Genomic DNA, 14,243 nt, shown 5'->3' with positions numbered 1-14,243 from the left:
GCACCCGGAGTACTGCGGTCAGCCTCCCGGACCGCCGCGGGACGGCTCCAGTCACCGTTTCGGATGTCCCCCGCGCCCGAAGGCGCCCACTCGGCCCCCCGGGCGCTCGTTCCGCCTGCCCGCTGCTAGCGTCCTGCCTGTCTCTCACATGGCACACCGGGGGCGCGCGATGCGCCGGAAGATCGAGGCAGGTCGTTGACCCGTACACACCGCCGCTCGGGAAAGTTCCTGCCGATCGGCATCGCGGCGACACTCATCGCGGGATCCGTGGCCGCCATAGGGACGTTCGCGCTGGCGAACCCGTCCGGCAGCGCCGCTCCCCCGCTGGATCCGGCCGCCGGACTGCAGCGGGAGTTCGCGGACGCCGCGCAGGAGTTCCACGTACCGCAGAGCGTGCTGATGGCGGTCTCGTACCACCTGACCCGGTGGGAGACGCACCAGGGCCGGCCGAGTACGGCCGGGAACTACAACGTCATGGGCCTGACCCAGGTGACGGCCGAGGACGTCGAGGAGCCCACCCGGGCGGAGCGGTTGTCGCATCTCAACATGAGCGGCGATCCGGCCCGGATGAAGAAGTTCAACGCGACCCGTGCGCTGCGGGGCGTCGACGACCAGACCGACACCTCCGATCCCCGCCTGCACACGCTGGACGCGGCCGCCGAGCTGACCGGTGAGTCGGCCGGCTCGCTGCGCACCGATCGCGAGGAGAGCGTGCGGGGTGGGGCGGCGCTGCTGGCGAAGTACGAGAAGGAGGCCGCCGGTTCGCTGCCCGACGACGCGGGCCGGTGGTACGCGGCCGTCGCGCGCTACAGCCAGGCGCCGGACGCCAAGGGCGCCCAGCTGTTCACACAGCGGGTCTTCCAGACCATCAACCGCGGCGGGAGCCGGGTCACGTCGGACGGGCAGCGGGTCACCCTGCCCGCCGACCCGTCGGTCACCCCCGTGAAGCCGGCGAAGCTGACCCTGGCCGCGACGTTCGCCAGTACCGCGGTCGCCCCGGTCCCCGAATGCCCCTCGGGCCTGAACTGCGACTTCCGGGCCGCGGCATTTCAGAAGAACGGGACGGATCCGGCCGATTACGGCAACTACGACGTAACGAACCGGCCGGCCGACGGTGTCGACATCCGCTACATCGTCATCCACGACACCGAGGGCAGCTACGACAGTTCGCTGAGCGTCTTCCAGGACCCGGCGAAGTCCGCCAGCGCGCACTACCTCATCCGCGCCTCCGACGGTCTGGTCACCCAGACGGTGCCCACCAAGGACACCGCCTGGCACGCCGGCAACAAGACCCTCAACATGCACTCGATCGGCATCGAGCACGAGGGCTTCGCCATCAAGACCGGGAGCTGGTACAGCGAGCCCCAGTACGAGTCGTCGGCGGCGCTGGTCAAGTACCTCGCCACCCGCTTCGGCATTCCGCTGGACCGCGAGCACATCATCGGCCACGACGAGGTCCCCGGCCCGATCGACGCCTACGTGGCCGGCATGCACTGGGACCCGGGGCCCTACTGGGACTGGAACCACTACTTCGCCCTCATGGGCGCTCCGACCGGCGACGGCGGTGCGGGCAGTCCCGTCCTGGTCGGCCAGGAGATCACCGTCGCGCCGCCGTTCACCACGGCCAACCAGCCGGCCGTCGTGTACTGCTCCCCCACCTGCGCGACGCAGACCCCGCGCCCGGCGAACTTCCTCTATCTGTACACCGCTGCCTCCACCGGCTCGCCGCTGATCGCGGACCCGTATCTGCGCGCGGGCGCCGCGGGCAGCACCCAGGGCCCGGACTGGGCGGCCAAAGCCGTCGCCGGCAGCCACTACGTGGTGGCCGCGGTGAAGGGCGACTGGACGGCGATCTGGTACGGCGGGCGGCAGGGCTGGTTCTACAACCCCGGCGGCCGGCTGACCGCCCCCGTGGGCACGACCGCACAGCCGGTCGTCACCCCGAAGGCGGGGCTCGCCTCCATTCCCGTGTACGGCCGCGCGTATCCGCAGACGGCCGACTACACCGGCACCGACGTCCCGGTCCAGGCGGACACCGACAAGGCGCTGACGAAGTACAGCCTCCCGGCGGGACAGGCCTACGTGCCCGGCGGCCCGGCCGTGGCCGGGGACTACTTCTACGCCATGAACTACGACAACAGCGCCCCCGGTGACCACAAGCTCGTCACCGGAACCACCACGTTCATCCCGATCCGGTTCAACCACCGCCTCGCCTGGGTCCGGGCCGACGACGTACGGCAGATCAGCAGTACGCGCCCCGCGAGCGGCGCCAACCGCTCCGACGTCGTCGCTCGGGACAGCGCCGGTGTGCTGTGGCAGTACCAGGGCAGCGGCAGCGGCGCCGTTCCGTTCCTGTACCGCTACCGTGTCGGTGCCGGCTGGCAGGGCTACAACGCCCTGATCGACCTCTCCGGATTCCGTGCCGACGGGACCGGCGACCTGATCGCGCGGGAGCCTTCCGGCGTCCTCTGGTACTACAAGGGCACCGGAAACACCGCGGCTCCCTTCGCCACGCGCGTCAAGGCCGGATCCGGCTGGCAGATCTACAACGCCCTGGTCGGCGTGGGCGATGTGTCCGGGGACGGGAAGCCGGACCTGATCGCACGGGACACCACCGGCGTCCTGTGGCTCTACCGCGGCACCGGCAACCCGGCCGCGCCCTTCGCCACCCGGCTCAAGGTGGGCACCGGCTGGCAGATGCACAACATGCTGGTCGGAGGGGGCGATATGACGGGCGACGGGAAACCGGACCTGATCGCGCGGGACACCACCGGCGTCCTGTGGCTCTACCGCGGCACCGGGAACGCGGCGGCGCCCTTCGCCGCCCGGCTCAAGGTCGGTACCGGCTGGCAGATGTACAACCTCCTGGTCGGCACGTCCGACCTGACCGGCGACGGCAAGCCGGATCTGCTCGCACGGGACACCACCGGCCGGCTCTGGACCTACCCCGGAACCGGCAACCCCTCCACACCGTTCGCAGCCCGCCTGATCGTCACCGCCGGCTGGCAGATGTACAACGCCCTCGTGGGCTGAACACCTGCCGGCGACGCCGGCTGGCTGTACGCGATCGAAGACGTCACGTCGGCGTTCGGCGCGGTGAAGAAGCGCCTCTCCCGCCGGCGCTCCGGCTGACCGGGCTCTGCTCGCCGGTCGGCCACCGCGGAGGCACTCAGCGGCGCTGGGCCAGGCCCGGGTACGTGACGACGAGGCCGTCGGCGTCGAGGGTGAGGTCCGCCCGGTAGGTGCCCGAGGCGTAGCGCACGCGGTTCGTGCCGAGGTGGGTGTAGGTCTGCCGGTTGGGCTGGACCGCGAGATCGGGGACGTGGATCCAGGCCATCAGGAAGTCCTGCTCGCCCGGCAGACGGTGCAGGGCGTGGCGCAGCACCGGCATCGTGTTGGTGAGCGGGGACAGGCCGAGGTCGCAGTCGAGCGCGCCGTCCAGGCCGGGCGCCGGTCGGCCGTTCACCGTCCATCGTCCGTCCTGGGCGCGACGCAGGTCCAACTCGGTGGTCCCGCCCGCCGTTTCGGAGGTGGCCCGCAGTCGGCGGGTCACGAAGTCCTCCGTGGTGTCGAGTTCGTAGGTGATCCAGTAGGGCTCGGGCACCGTGCCGACCACGCGCCCGTGGGCCCGCAGCGTGCTGCCGTCGAGCTCGATCCACGCCGTCTCGTACCCGTCGCTCTCGCTGATCGTCCAGGTCAGCACATGAGATGTGGTCATCGATCCATGCTAGCGAGCGGCGGCGACGGCCGGCCGGCCGTCAGCGCGTCGAGGCGGGCCGCTGCCGCGTCCAGGAAGAGGTCCAGGGTCTTGGCGTAGGCGCTGCGCCCCATTTCGGCCTGCAGCAGTCGCGAGGTGGCGGCGATGTGCGGGTGGGTGGTGGCCGGCAGTGAGGCGTAGGTCCGCTCCCAGACCTGCCGCTCGGCCTCCCGCGCCTGCGGTGGAAGGGCGGCGCTGGCGGCGTCCAGGGCCGCGTAGGCCAGGCCGGTGTCGACGAAGGTGTGGTACATCCGGACCGCCTCCGGATCCGGGAAACCGCCGCGGCGCAGGACGCCCAGGATCGACTCGATGGCGAAGGCCTCGTGCGGCCGCCCGGTGACCCGGTAGGCCGCCAGCATCGCCGCCTGCGGGTGCTCGAGATAGGCGGAGTGGATCCGCAGTCCCAGTTCGCGCAGGTCGGCGCGCCAGTCGCCGACCGGGGACCAGCCGGCGAAGGCCTGTCCGATCAGCTCGTCGGCGACGGCGAGCAGCAGGTCGTCGGTGTTGCGGAAGTACCGGTAGAGCGCGCTGGGGTCCGCGCCCAGCGCCGCGCCCAGCCGCCGTACGGTCAGCGCGGCCGATCCGTGCTGGCGGATCAGCCGCAGCGCGGTCTCGACGATCAGCGCCTCGGACAGCACCGTGCCCTGCTTCGTGGGGCGGCGGCGCGGCCGCGCGGTCCCGGGGATCTGCCGGTCGGTCATGGCGCGAGCTTATGTCAACAGCATTGACGTGTTAAGAGCCCGCAGGATTGCATGTCGCTCCAACCCAGTCCTGAGCGAAGCGGTGGCCCGATGGCAACAGACATGAGAAGGTCGCTCGGCGTGCTGGACGGCGTGGTCATCGCAGCGTCCACCACCGCCGCGACCACCAGCATCGGCCTCGGGATGGGGCTGCTCACCGGGATCGTCGGGCTGCATCTGCCGATCATCATGCTGCTCGCCTTCCTGCCGATCCTGGGCATCGCCGCGGCCTACTCCCGGCTCAACCGGGTCGAGCCCAACTGCGGCAACAGCTACGTCTGGGTCGGCCGCTCGGTCAGCCCCTGGCTGGGGTTCCTCTCCGGCTGGGTGAACGTCGTCGGAACCGTCGTCTTCCTCGCCTACACGACGACCGTGACCGGGTCGGCCCTGATACAGCTCGCCGGCCAGGCGGGGCTGCACCACCTGGCCGGACTGACCCTGAATCCCGACAGCACGCTGCAGTCGACGCTGCTGGGAATGACGGTGCTGGTGGCCGCCACGCTCGCCGCCGTCACCGGGGCCGATGTCGCCGCACGGCTGCAGCGCTATCTCCTGGCCTTCGAGTACCTGGTGCTGCTGGGCTTCTGCGGCTACGGCCTGTTCGCCGGCACCCAGCCGTTCAGCCTGGACTGGTTCAACCCCTTCACGATCCCCTCGCTCGCCGCCCTGGCCCAGGGCATGGTGGTGGCGGTGTTCTGCTACTGGGGCTTCGACGCCGCCTTCAGCGTCAGCGAGGAGGTGCGCAACCCGCGGGACGCCTCGCGCAGCGGCCTGATCACGGTGTTCACCATGCTCGGCCTGTTCCTGCTCGGCGCGGTGGCCTTCCAGCGGGTCCTCTCGCACGGTCAGCTCGTCGACAACGGCGCACAGGGGCTGACCTACTTCGGCAACCAGCTGGCCCACCAGCCGCTCGCGGCACTGCCGCTGGTCGCGCTGACCTTCTCAGCCGTGGCCTCGCTGCAGGCCGGAGTGATCCCCACAGTGCGCGGGCTGTTCGCCATGGGCCGCGACCGCACCGTCGGCCCGGTCTGGACCCGCATCCACCCGAAGTACGGGACGCCCGCGGCGGGAACGCTGCTCCTCGGTGCGATCGCCGCTGTGGTCGCGGCGCTCTCCCTCGTCATCCCGAAGGTCAGCGAGCTGATCAGCGCCTCCGTCAGCGCCATCGGCATCGTCGTCGCGCTCTCCTACGGTCTGACCGCGGTCGCCGCCGCCGTGCGCTTCCGCGGGCTGCTGCGCGGCACCCTCCGGGAGGGCGTCCGGGCGGTCGTGCTGCCGGTGCTCAGCGCGCTGGTCCTGTTCGCTCTCGCCGGGTACATGTGCTGGGGGTACGCCACCTCCGCCGACCACTTCGCGCTGCGGGCGGACAACGGCTGGTTCCTGCTGCTGATGCCGGTGCTGATGATCCTCTCCGGTCTGCTGGTCGCCGGCTGGGCCAAGTGGGGCCGCAAGTCCCCCTACTTCACCACCGGCCAGGCCACCGACGCCGACGCGGCGGATCTGCTCTCCGTCGAGCCCACCACCGCCCGGACATCCGCGACCATCTGAACCACCCACCCAACGACCTGAGATCCACCGAAACGACATACGGAGCAGCTCATGACCCACGCCGCAGACCTCGTCTTCACCGGCGGCCCCGCCCTCACCACGGATCCGGCCCGCAGCCGCGCCACGAGCGTGGCCGTGCGCGGCGAGCGCATCGTCGCCGTCGGGCACGACGAAGTGCGCGAACTGGTCGGTCCGAAGACCGAGGTGGTGGACCTCGCCGGGCGGCTGCTGATCCCCGGCTTCCAGGACGCCCACGTCCACGCGGTCTACGCGGGCGTCGAGCTGGGCGAGTGCGATCTGACCGGCACCACCAGCCTTGCCGAGTACCAGCGCCGGATCGCCGCTTACGCCGAGGCGTACCCGGGGCGGGAATGGATCACCGGCAGCGGCTGGTCCCTGGAGAGTTTCGAGGGCGGGGTGCCGACCCGCCACCTCATCGACGCCGTCGTCGCCGACCGGCCGGTGTTCCTCTTCAACCGCGACCATCACGGAGCGTGGGCCAACACCCGTGCCCTGGAACTCGCCGGGCTCACCGCCGGCACCCCGGACCCCTCCGACGGCCGGATCGAGCGGGAGGCCGACGGCGCCCCCGGCGGCATGCTGCAGGAGGGGGCGACCGGGCTCGTCGCGCGGCTGGTCCCGAAGACCACCCCGGCCGAGCGGCTCGCCGGGCTGCTCCGCGCCCAGCAGGTGCTGCACGGCCTCGGCATCACCAGCTGGCAGGACGCCATCCTCGGCGTCTTCAACGGCCAGCCCGACCCTTCCGACGCCTACGCGGCCGCCGCCCGCGACGGCAGTCTCACCGCCCGCGTCAACGGCGCCCTGTGGTGGGACCGCTCACGCGGCGCTGAGCAGATCGCCGAGCTGGTCGAACGCCGCGAGCGGCTGCGCGCCGGGCGCTTCAGGGCCGATTCGGTGAAGATCATGCTGGACGGCATCACCGAGAACTTCACCGCCGCGATGACCGCGCCCTACCTGGACTCCTGCGGCTGCGCCACCGCCAACAGCGGTCTCAGCTTCGTCGACCCGGCCGCGCTGCGCGACCACGTCGTGGAGCTGGACGCCCTGGGCTTCCAGGTCCACTTCCACGCGCTGGGCGACCGCGCCGTACGGGAGGCGCTGGACGCCGTCGAAGCGGCCCTCGCCGCCAACGGCCGCCGCGACAACCGGCACCACCTCGCCCATCTGCAGGTGGTCCACCCCGACGACGTCCCGCGCTTCGCCCGCCTCGGCGCGGTCGCCAACCTGCAGCCGCTCTGGGCCGCCCACGAACCGCAGATGGACGAGCTGACCATCCCGTTCCTGGGCGGCGAACTGGCCTCCTGGCAGTACCCGTTCGGTGATCTGCTGCGGTCCGGAGCCACGCTGGCGGCCGGCAGCGACTGGCCGGTGAGCAGCCCCGACCCGCTGCAGGGCATCCATGTCGCGGTCAACCGCGTCGGCCACGGCGAGGACCGCCCGGCCTTCCTGCCCGAGCAGCGTCTCGACCTGGGCACCGCACTGACGGCGTACACGGCTGGCTCGGCCTATGTGAACCACCTGGACGACACGGGCACGATCCGCGTCGGCGCGCTGGCCGACCTGGTGGTCCTGGACCGGGATCCCTTCGACGGCCCGCCGGAGGCCATCGGTGACACCGCCGTTGCACTGACCTATGTCGGCGGCGAGCGCGTCCACGCGGCGGCGGACGCACACTGACGGCCGGCGGGACCGGTCACTCGGCGAGGACGAAGACCGGCCGCCCCGCGGTGGGCCGCTCGCGGTGCTGCGCTCAGCCCTTGCTCGACCCCAGGGACAGGCCCGCGATGAACTGCTTCTGCAGCAGGATGTAGACCACCAGGGTGGGCACGGCCGCGATGAGGGCCGCGGCCGCGATCAGGTTCTGGTCGCTGACGAACTGCCCCTGCAGGTTGGCCAGCGCGGAGGTGACCGGCCGTTTGTCACCCGACGACATCAGGGTGATCGCCCAGAAGAAGTCGTTGTAGATCCAGGTGGTCAGCAAGGTGGCGAGGGCCGCCAGCGCGGGGCGGCACAGCGGCACGGTCAGCTTCCAGAACCGGGTCCACAGGCCGGCGCCGTCGACCAGCGCCGCCTCGTACATCTCTTCCGGGATCGACTTCATGTAGTTGCTCAGCACGAAGACGCAGAAGCCCTGCTGGAACGCCACGTTGATGAGGATCAGCCCGAAGGCCGAGTTGTAGAGCAGACCGCTCTCGCTGAGGAACTCCGGCAGCGGGACCTTCAGGAAGAGCCGGTACAGGGGGTGATGATGACCTGCTGCGGCAGCAGGTTCCCCGCGGTGAACAGGATGAGCAGGGCGACGTTCAGCTTCACGTTGACCCGGGTCAGTATGAACGCCACGCCGGTGGACAGCGCGAGGGCGATCACCACCGCCGGAACCGTGATCAGTACCGAGTTCAGGAAGTAGTGCAGCATGTCCGACTGCGTCCACGCCTGCGAGAAGTTCTTCAGCGTGAGGGTGTGCGGCAGTGAGACATAGCCGTACTTCTGTGTCTCGGCGTACGGCCGCAGCGCGATGTACAGGGCGAACAGTATCGGGAGCAGCCACAGCACCGAGGCGCTGACGAGGAAGAGCTGAGCGCTGACCTGCCCCCAGGGGCGGGACTTCGGCCGTTCGCCGGAGCTCTGCTGCGCTGTGACGCGGGGCAGGGTGTCGGTGGTCATGGGGTGTCCTCACGGCGGAACGTCTGGAACAGGAAGATGCTGATCGGGACCAGTGAGATCACCAGGAGCACCACGCCCAGCGCGGATCCGAAGCCCACTCGCTGGGTCTCTCCGACGATGTTGGAGGTGACCAGCACCGAGAGCAGTTCCAGGCCGTTGATTCCCTTGTTGGTGATGTAGACGAGGTCGAACGCGCGCAGCGACTCGATGACGGTGACGACCATGATGACGATGTTGATCGGTTTCATCACCGGGAAGACCACGCGCCAGAACGTCTGCCAGGCGTTGGCGCCGTCGACCTTGGCGGCCTCCCGCAGTGTCGGGTCCACCGCCTTGAGTCCGGCGAGGTACAGGACCATCACATAGCCGGCCTGCCGCCACGTCGCCTCGACCAGGACGGCCCAGAGGTTGAGGTGCGGATCGCCGAGCCAGTCGATGGCGTTGCTGTCGCCGTTGCGTCCGATGACCGTGTTGATCAGCCCGAAGTTCTGGGAGTACATGAACTCCCAGATGATGCCGATCAGGGCGAGGGAGAGCATCACGGGGAGGAAGAGGATGCTCTGGTACATCCGGCTGCCCTTGATGCCGTAGTCGATGACGACGGCGAACAGCATGCCCAACGGGGTGGCGAAGAGGATGAAGACGGCCAGCCAGATGAGGTTGTGCTGGACGGCGGGCCAGAACTCGGGGTAGATCGTGGCGGCCTGGTGGTAGTTCTGCACCCCGTACAGGCAGCCGTTGTTCATGATCGAGGGCACGTTGGGCAGGCATGACTTGGTGCCGAGGCTGCCGACGCCGTTCCACTTGGTGAACGACAGCAGGACGGTGCCCAGTGCCGGGAACCAGATGAAGACCAGTTCTATCAGCAGGGGGATGCCGAGGAGCAGTGCGACGACGAGCTTGTCGCGTCCGGAGAGTTTGCGCACGCCGCCCCGGCGGCGCTGCTTCGCCGCCGGGGGTCGCGCATGAGTGGTCGTCATGAGGTGTAGATGGCCTTCGCCTGGCTCTCCGCGCTCTTCAGCAACGAGGCGATGTTGCCGGAACTCGGGTCCGCGATGAACTTCTGGATGATCGAGATCATGGCGTTGGCCATGGCCGGGTCCGCGTCGCGGTCCATGAACTGGGCGACGGCCTTGCACTTGGCGATCTCGGCGACCGACTTCGTCTGGATCGCGTTGTAGGACGGCACCTTCAGTCCGGTGGCCAGGCCGACGTCCCACTGGTCGGTCTTGAGGAACTCGGCTTCGGCCGCGCCGCTGCCGATGTACTCCAGGACCTTCTTGGCGGCGACGCTGTTCTTGGCCTTCTTGCTGAGCATGAAGCCGTCGGTGGGCGCGTCCATGTAGTCCGTGCCGAACGCCGGGTTGATCTCGGGGAAGACGAAGAAGTCCAGGTCGTCGAGGTTCGCCTTGTCGGTGACGTACTGCGCGGCGACCTGGTTGGTGCCCTGGAACATCATGCCGGCCTGCTTGGTCTCCAGGGCCTTGGCGGCGTCCTGCCAGATCCGGCCGTTGGCGCCGCTCTGCACGTACGGCATCAGCTGGGCCCAGTGGTCGAACACCTGGGTCACCCCCGGGTCGGTCCAGGGGATCTCGTGCTTCATGAGCTTCATGTGGTAGTCGTAGCCGTTGATCCTCATGTTGAGGATGTCGAACGTGCCCAGCGCGGGCCAGCCGTCCTTGTCGGCGAAGGCGATCGGGATCATGCCGTCGGCCTTCATCTTCTTGGCCAGGGCGAGGTACTGGTCCCAGTTGGTGGGGACGGTGTAGCCCTTGGCCCGGAACACGCTCTTGTTGTAGAAGACCACCCACGGGTAGTTGTACATCGGCACCAGGTACTGGTGGCCGTCCAGACCGGTCGACAGCTTCTTGGCGGCGGGGCCGAAGTTGCCGCCGATCTTCTCCCAGACGTCGTCGAGCGGCAGCGCGAGGCCCTGGGCCGCGAAGTACTGCATGCGGTAGCCGGCGAACCAGGTGAACAGGTCGTCCGGCGTGCCCTGCAGATAGCTGGTGATGTTGGTCTGGAAGGTGTTGTGGTCGACCGTGTTGATCTTGATCGCCGACCCGGACGCCTTGGTGGCCGCGGCCGCCAGTGCCGCGAACGCGGTCTTCGCGGCGGGGTCCGAGTAGTTGGAACCGAAGGTCACCTGACCTCCGGCGGAGCCGCTGTCGCTCGGCGTGGACGAGGAGCTGTCGCAGGCCGAGAGCAGTCCGCCCGCGACGGAGAGACCTGCGATGCCGGCCATGCCCCTGAGCAGGGTGCGGCGACTCGGCGATGACCCCGGATTGTTGCTGCCCGGCGAGCCGACATCCGACATGGTGCCTCCATGGGTGGTCTGTTGTCTGCGGTCTGCGGTGGTCTGCGGTCACGATGCGGTGCACTGGATGCGGTGCGGCGAAGAGACGGAAGGGGAGGCCCCGCTGGGGGACCTCCTAGCACCTGATGGTTTCGAACAAAATTCAACAGGATTAACCGGGACCTCGCTCGCAGGGGTAGTTCTACGCCCCCTTACCCAGGGGCGTCAACGCTCCACCCCGTTGGTGTTGTGGGACCGTGATGTAGCAGTACGAGCCGCTCCGGACTGCGGAAATCGACATCGGGTGCTCCCCGGAGCGGTCACGGGGGACGGGAACGGGGGTCAGGACACGCCCTGACCAGTCAAACAAGTTCACATACGTTGCTTCAAGATGCACCATAGATCGCGCTTGCCATCCCCGGGCATCCGGGCCGGCCGGGGCGCACGGCCGACGAGCCCAGGCCGGGCCTGCCCTCCGCCGACGTTTCGGGAGGGCGGTCCGGTCTTCTGCCGGGCGGGCCACCGTTGCGTTCGCACATGACTCAAGGGCGTCACGCCGAGGAGGACCGTCGACAGGAGCCGGCCGCCGGGGCTCGGCGCCCCGGCGGGCACGCCGACCGCACGACGGCCCCGCTCCGCTCCGCGACCTCCCCTGGAGGGCCGCACCGGGTCGGGGCCACCGGCCTGAGCCCTCGGTACCATCCCGTTGAGTTCCGCCGTATTTTGTTGAAACATGCGAGAAGCGCACCCGGTCGGTGATACCGATCGGGTGCGCTTCCCTGACTCAGTGCGATGTCGGCCGATGCCTGACCCGGCGCGGTCTCAGGCGATGGTCCAGTGCTGCCGCGGCAGATCGGTGTCCGTCTGCTGGGTGACCGTGCCACCGTCGGAGGCCGACGAGGTCGTCAGCAGGAGTCCGCTGTGGACGTTGGTGATCGTGTAGGCGCCGGAGGCCAGCTTCGTCACCCGCCATTTCTGGTTGGCTCCCCCGGTGCAGGTCCACTGGACCACTGCCGTGCCCGGGGCGGTGGCGCCTCCGGCATCGTCGGCGCACAGGCTGGAGTGGGCGTTGACGAGGGTGTAGGAGCCGTCGGACTGCTGGGTGAAGACCCAGTTCTGGTTCTTTCCACCGTTGAGCGACCAGGTGTCGAGCTGGACGCCCGGCTCCGTGTGCCAGTCGGGATCATCGAGACCCTTGCCGGAGAGGGAGACCGTGTGCGTGCCGTTGAGGTTGCTCGCGGCCGTGGTGGCGGTCAGGGTCAGGGCCTGCTCGGCGGCGGTGCGGGAGCCGCCGACGGAGTTGCCCGTGCCGTTGGTCCAGGTGCGGGCCGGGGCCGTCTCGGCGGGCCGGCCGGCGTCGGACGACATGCCGAGAACCAGCCCGCTGTAGCGGTTGACGAGGCGGTATGTGCCGGTCTGCGCGCCCGCGGAGTCCACGTTCCTGATGAGGAACCACTGCTGGCCGACGGTGGGACCGCCGGACCCCACCGTGGTGGCGGTCGGCTTGGTGGCCCAGGCGCGGTCGGCCGTCGAAGCGGAGTCCACCCCGAGCAGCTGACCGGTGGCGGCGTTGGTGATGCGGAACGAGCCGTCGCCGTTGGCGGTGAAGCTCCAGGACTCCCGGCTCGACCCGGTGGCGGCCGTGACGGAGGTGGTGGCCGAGCTGCCGGGGGCCTGGGCGAGGACCCGGCCGGACCCGCTGCCGATCGTGTACGTCTTCGCCGGGTCGACCGGCGAGGGTGCCGGGGCGGACGAGTCGATCGTGAGGTTGACGTACTCGCCGGAAGCGCCGCCGGAGCATCCGAAGGAGCAGTACGAACGGAAGTTCTTGCCGACGACGGTGGAGCTCGTCTTGTTCGCGCTGTCCAGGAACCACCGGTACCAGGAGGCGGTGTGGTGGCTGCCGGTGTCGCCGATCAGCGTCCACTTCTGCGTGGCGAGGTTGTCGGTGGCGTAGATCTGCTGCGGGGCGTTGCCGCTCTGGTCGACCGCCTGCGGTTCACCGATGTACAGACCCAGATAGGCGTTGTAGGTGATGTCCATGACGAACAGCGGTGAGGTCGGCGGCATCGTGCCGGCCGCGACCTGCTGGTCCACGCTGCCGGTGTTCGCCGGGTTGTACTCGGCCGACGCGGGGGTGTATCCGGTGCCGCCCGAGGAGGTCACCGGCACCTCGTTGCTCTCCAGGCCGCCCTGGCCGGGCTGCGACCAGGAGCCGTTGTACCACTTCTGCCAGGAGCCGGGCGCCATCTTGGACGAGATCGGAGCGCGGGCCGCATGGGCGTAGAACGCCTTCCAGCCGCCGTTCTTGTCCACGATGCGCGAGCCGTAGGTGACGTAGAAGTAGCCGGACGCGGTGTCGACGAAGAGCCGCTGGTCGCCGTCACCGTAGTCGTACGTCTGCTTCGGGAACGCCGTGGTGTCGCCCCGTGCGGTGCTGTAAGGGGAGGTGATGGCGTGGCCCAGGATGTTCCAGACCTTGCCCTGGTTCGTTGAGCGCGCGTAGTCGATCGCGTCGTAGTGCAGGCCGTCCCCGAACGGCTGCGGGGTGAACTCGTTGTGCACCAGGCCGTACCAGTCACCGGTGTCCGGGTCGACCCACACCCCGGTCAGATCGCAGTAGTTCTTGTGCGCGTAGCCAGAGCCCGCGGGCGCGGCGGTCGCCGTCACGCCGGTCGGGCTGTTGTTGCAGCGCCAGGTCGTGTCGTTGTTCCGGTCGCTGGAGTTCGCCGGGTTCACCGCGTCGCTGATCGCACTCGACCGCGCGGCGTCATCGAAGTCCGTACCGGTGAAGAAGTCCCAGTAGCGGGGGTCACCGGCACCGTACAGGGCGGCGGACTGCTGGAAGTAGAACGCGCCGTCCTTGTCGATGTAGGGGACCGCGGAGGTGTCGGTCGGATGGGCGTAGGAGGCCTTCGAGCCGACGGAGACCGTGTACGTGGCGCCGGGCGGGACCGCCGACGCCGTTCCCGGTGCGAGCAGGCCGGCTGTCAGCAGCGGGAGGGTCACGGCGAGCGCCGCGAGGACTCTTCGGGGACGGGACACAGGCAGTCCTTTCCGTCCGGGTGTGCTGTTCCGGCGGTGGGGGCCGGATCAGGGCAAGCGGGGGGTCGCCCTGATCCCACCGCCTGCGCGAGCCGGAGTACATGTGTTTTCGTTCGCCTCCACTTGGGTTTTCCTCACCAGGCATGCCCTGTTCAGCAGGGAATGCCCCGTC

At 69.4% G+C, this 14,243-nt stretch carries 8 protein-coding genes and 1 pseudogene; 3 read left to right on the top strand and 6 right to left on the bottom strand.

All coding sequences use genetic code 11. The features are described 5' to 3' along the window. Positions 1–195: 195 nt before the first annotated feature. Positions 196–3,033: an N-acetylmuramoyl-L-alanine amidase gene (locus tag LNW73_RS30215; RefSeq protein ID WP_250992089.1), complete on the top strand. Its 2,838-nt coding sequence runs from the start codon at positions 196–198 to the stop codon at positions 3,031–3,033. A gap of 136 nt (positions 3,034–3,169) precedes the next feature. On the opposite strand, the gene LNW73_RS30210 is transcribed toward LNW73_RS30215, so the two are convergent. Together LNW73_RS30210 and LNW73_RS30205 are read right to left on the bottom strand one after the other, a co-directional pair. Beyond that, on the bottom strand, positions 3,170–3,718 hold the full coding sequence (locus LNW73_RS30210) for a putative glycolipid-binding domain-containing protein (protein ID WP_250992088.1): 549 nt from the start codon (positions 3,716–3,718) through the stop codon (positions 3,170–3,172). After that, positions 3,715–4,458, bottom strand: coding sequence for a TetR/AcrR family transcriptional regulator (locus tag LNW73_RS30205; RefSeq protein WP_250992087.1), 744 nt, complete (start codon positions 4,456–4,458; stop codon positions 3,715–3,717). The genes LNW73_RS30210 and LNW73_RS30205 overlap by 4 nt, the downstream gene beginning before the upstream one ends. A gap of 102 nt (positions 4,459–4,560) precedes the next feature. Here LNW73_RS30205 and LNW73_RS30200 point away from each other — a divergent pair, with 102 nt between their 5' ends. Together LNW73_RS30200 and LNW73_RS30195 are read left to right on the top strand one after the other, a co-directional pair. Beyond that, positions 4,561–6,045: an APC family permease gene (locus LNW73_RS30200; protein ID WP_250992086.1), complete on the top strand. Its 1,485-nt coding sequence runs from the start codon at positions 4,561–4,563 to the stop codon at positions 6,043–6,045. 51 nt (positions 6,046–6,096) lie between these two features. Beyond that, entirely contained in the window at positions 6,097–7,743 is a 1,647-nt protein-coding gene (locus tag LNW73_RS30195; RefSeq protein ID WP_250992085.1) for an amidohydrolase, read from the top strand. A gap of 73 nt (positions 7,744–7,816) precedes the next feature. On the opposite strand, the pseudogene LNW73_RS30190 reads toward LNW73_RS30195, so the two are convergent. The 4 genes and pseudogenes from LNW73_RS30190 to LNW73_RS30175 form a co-directional block, all read right to left on the bottom strand. Next, a pseudogene (locus LNW73_RS30190) lies at positions 7,817–8,730 on the bottom strand (carbohydrate ABC transporter permease). Next, the gene (locus tag LNW73_RS30185) at positions 8,727–9,710 is read right to left on the bottom strand and encodes a carbohydrate ABC transporter permease (RefSeq protein WP_250974546.1); all 984 of its coding nucleotides are present in this window, start codon (positions 9,708–9,710) and stop codon (positions 8,727–8,729) included. Before LNW73_RS30185 ends, LNW73_RS30190 begins: the two are co-directional and overlap by 4 nt. After that, on the bottom strand, positions 9,707–10,975 hold the full coding sequence (locus LNW73_RS30180; protein ID WP_250974547.1) for an ABC transporter substrate-binding protein: 1,269 nt from the start codon (positions 10,973–10,975) through the stop codon (positions 9,707–9,709). Before LNW73_RS30180 ends, LNW73_RS30185 begins: the two co-directional genes overlap by 4 nt. 873 nt (positions 10,976–11,848) lie before the next feature. Beyond that, entirely contained in the window at positions 11,849–14,071 is a 2,223-nt protein-coding gene (locus tag LNW73_RS30175) for an RICIN domain-containing protein (protein ID WP_250992084.1), read from the bottom strand. Between the last annotated feature and the right edge of the window lie 172 nt (positions 14,072–14,243).

Origin of the sequence: Streptomyces sp. RKAG337 (genome assembly GCF_023701715.1) — a bacterium.
Taxonomy (GTDB): Bacteria; Actinomycetota; Actinomycetes; order Streptomycetales; family Streptomycetaceae; genus Actinacidiphila.
Note: the sequence above shows the minus strand (reverse complement) of the source record. Positions and strands in the feature narration are given on the sequence as shown.

Excerpts from the sequence above, each read along its gene's own strand:
- LNW73_RS30195 (WP_250992085.1), top strand. The coding sequence starts at position 6,097 with ATGACCCACGCCGCAGACCTCGTCTTCACCGGCGGCCCCGCCCTCACC.
- LNW73_RS30205 (WP_250992087.1), bottom strand. The coding sequence starts at position 4,458 with ATGACCGACCGGCAGATCCCCGGGACCGCGCGGCCGCGCCGCCGCCCC.
- LNW73_RS30210 (WP_250992088.1), bottom strand. The coding sequence starts at position 3,718 with ATGACCACATCTCATGTGCTGACCTGGACGATCAGCGAGAGCGACGGG.
- LNW73_RS30180 (WP_250974547.1), bottom strand. The coding sequence starts at position 10,975 with ATGGCCGGCATCGCAGGTCTCTCCGTCGCGGGCGGACTGCTCTCGGCC.
- LNW73_RS30200 (WP_250992086.1), top strand. The coding sequence starts at position 4,561 with ATGAGAAGGTCGCTCGGCGTGCTGGACGGCGTGGTCATCGCAGCGTCC.
- LNW73_RS30185 (WP_250974546.1), bottom strand. The coding sequence starts at position 9,710 with ATGACGACCACTCATGCGCGACCCCCGGCGGCGAAGCAGCGCCGCCGG.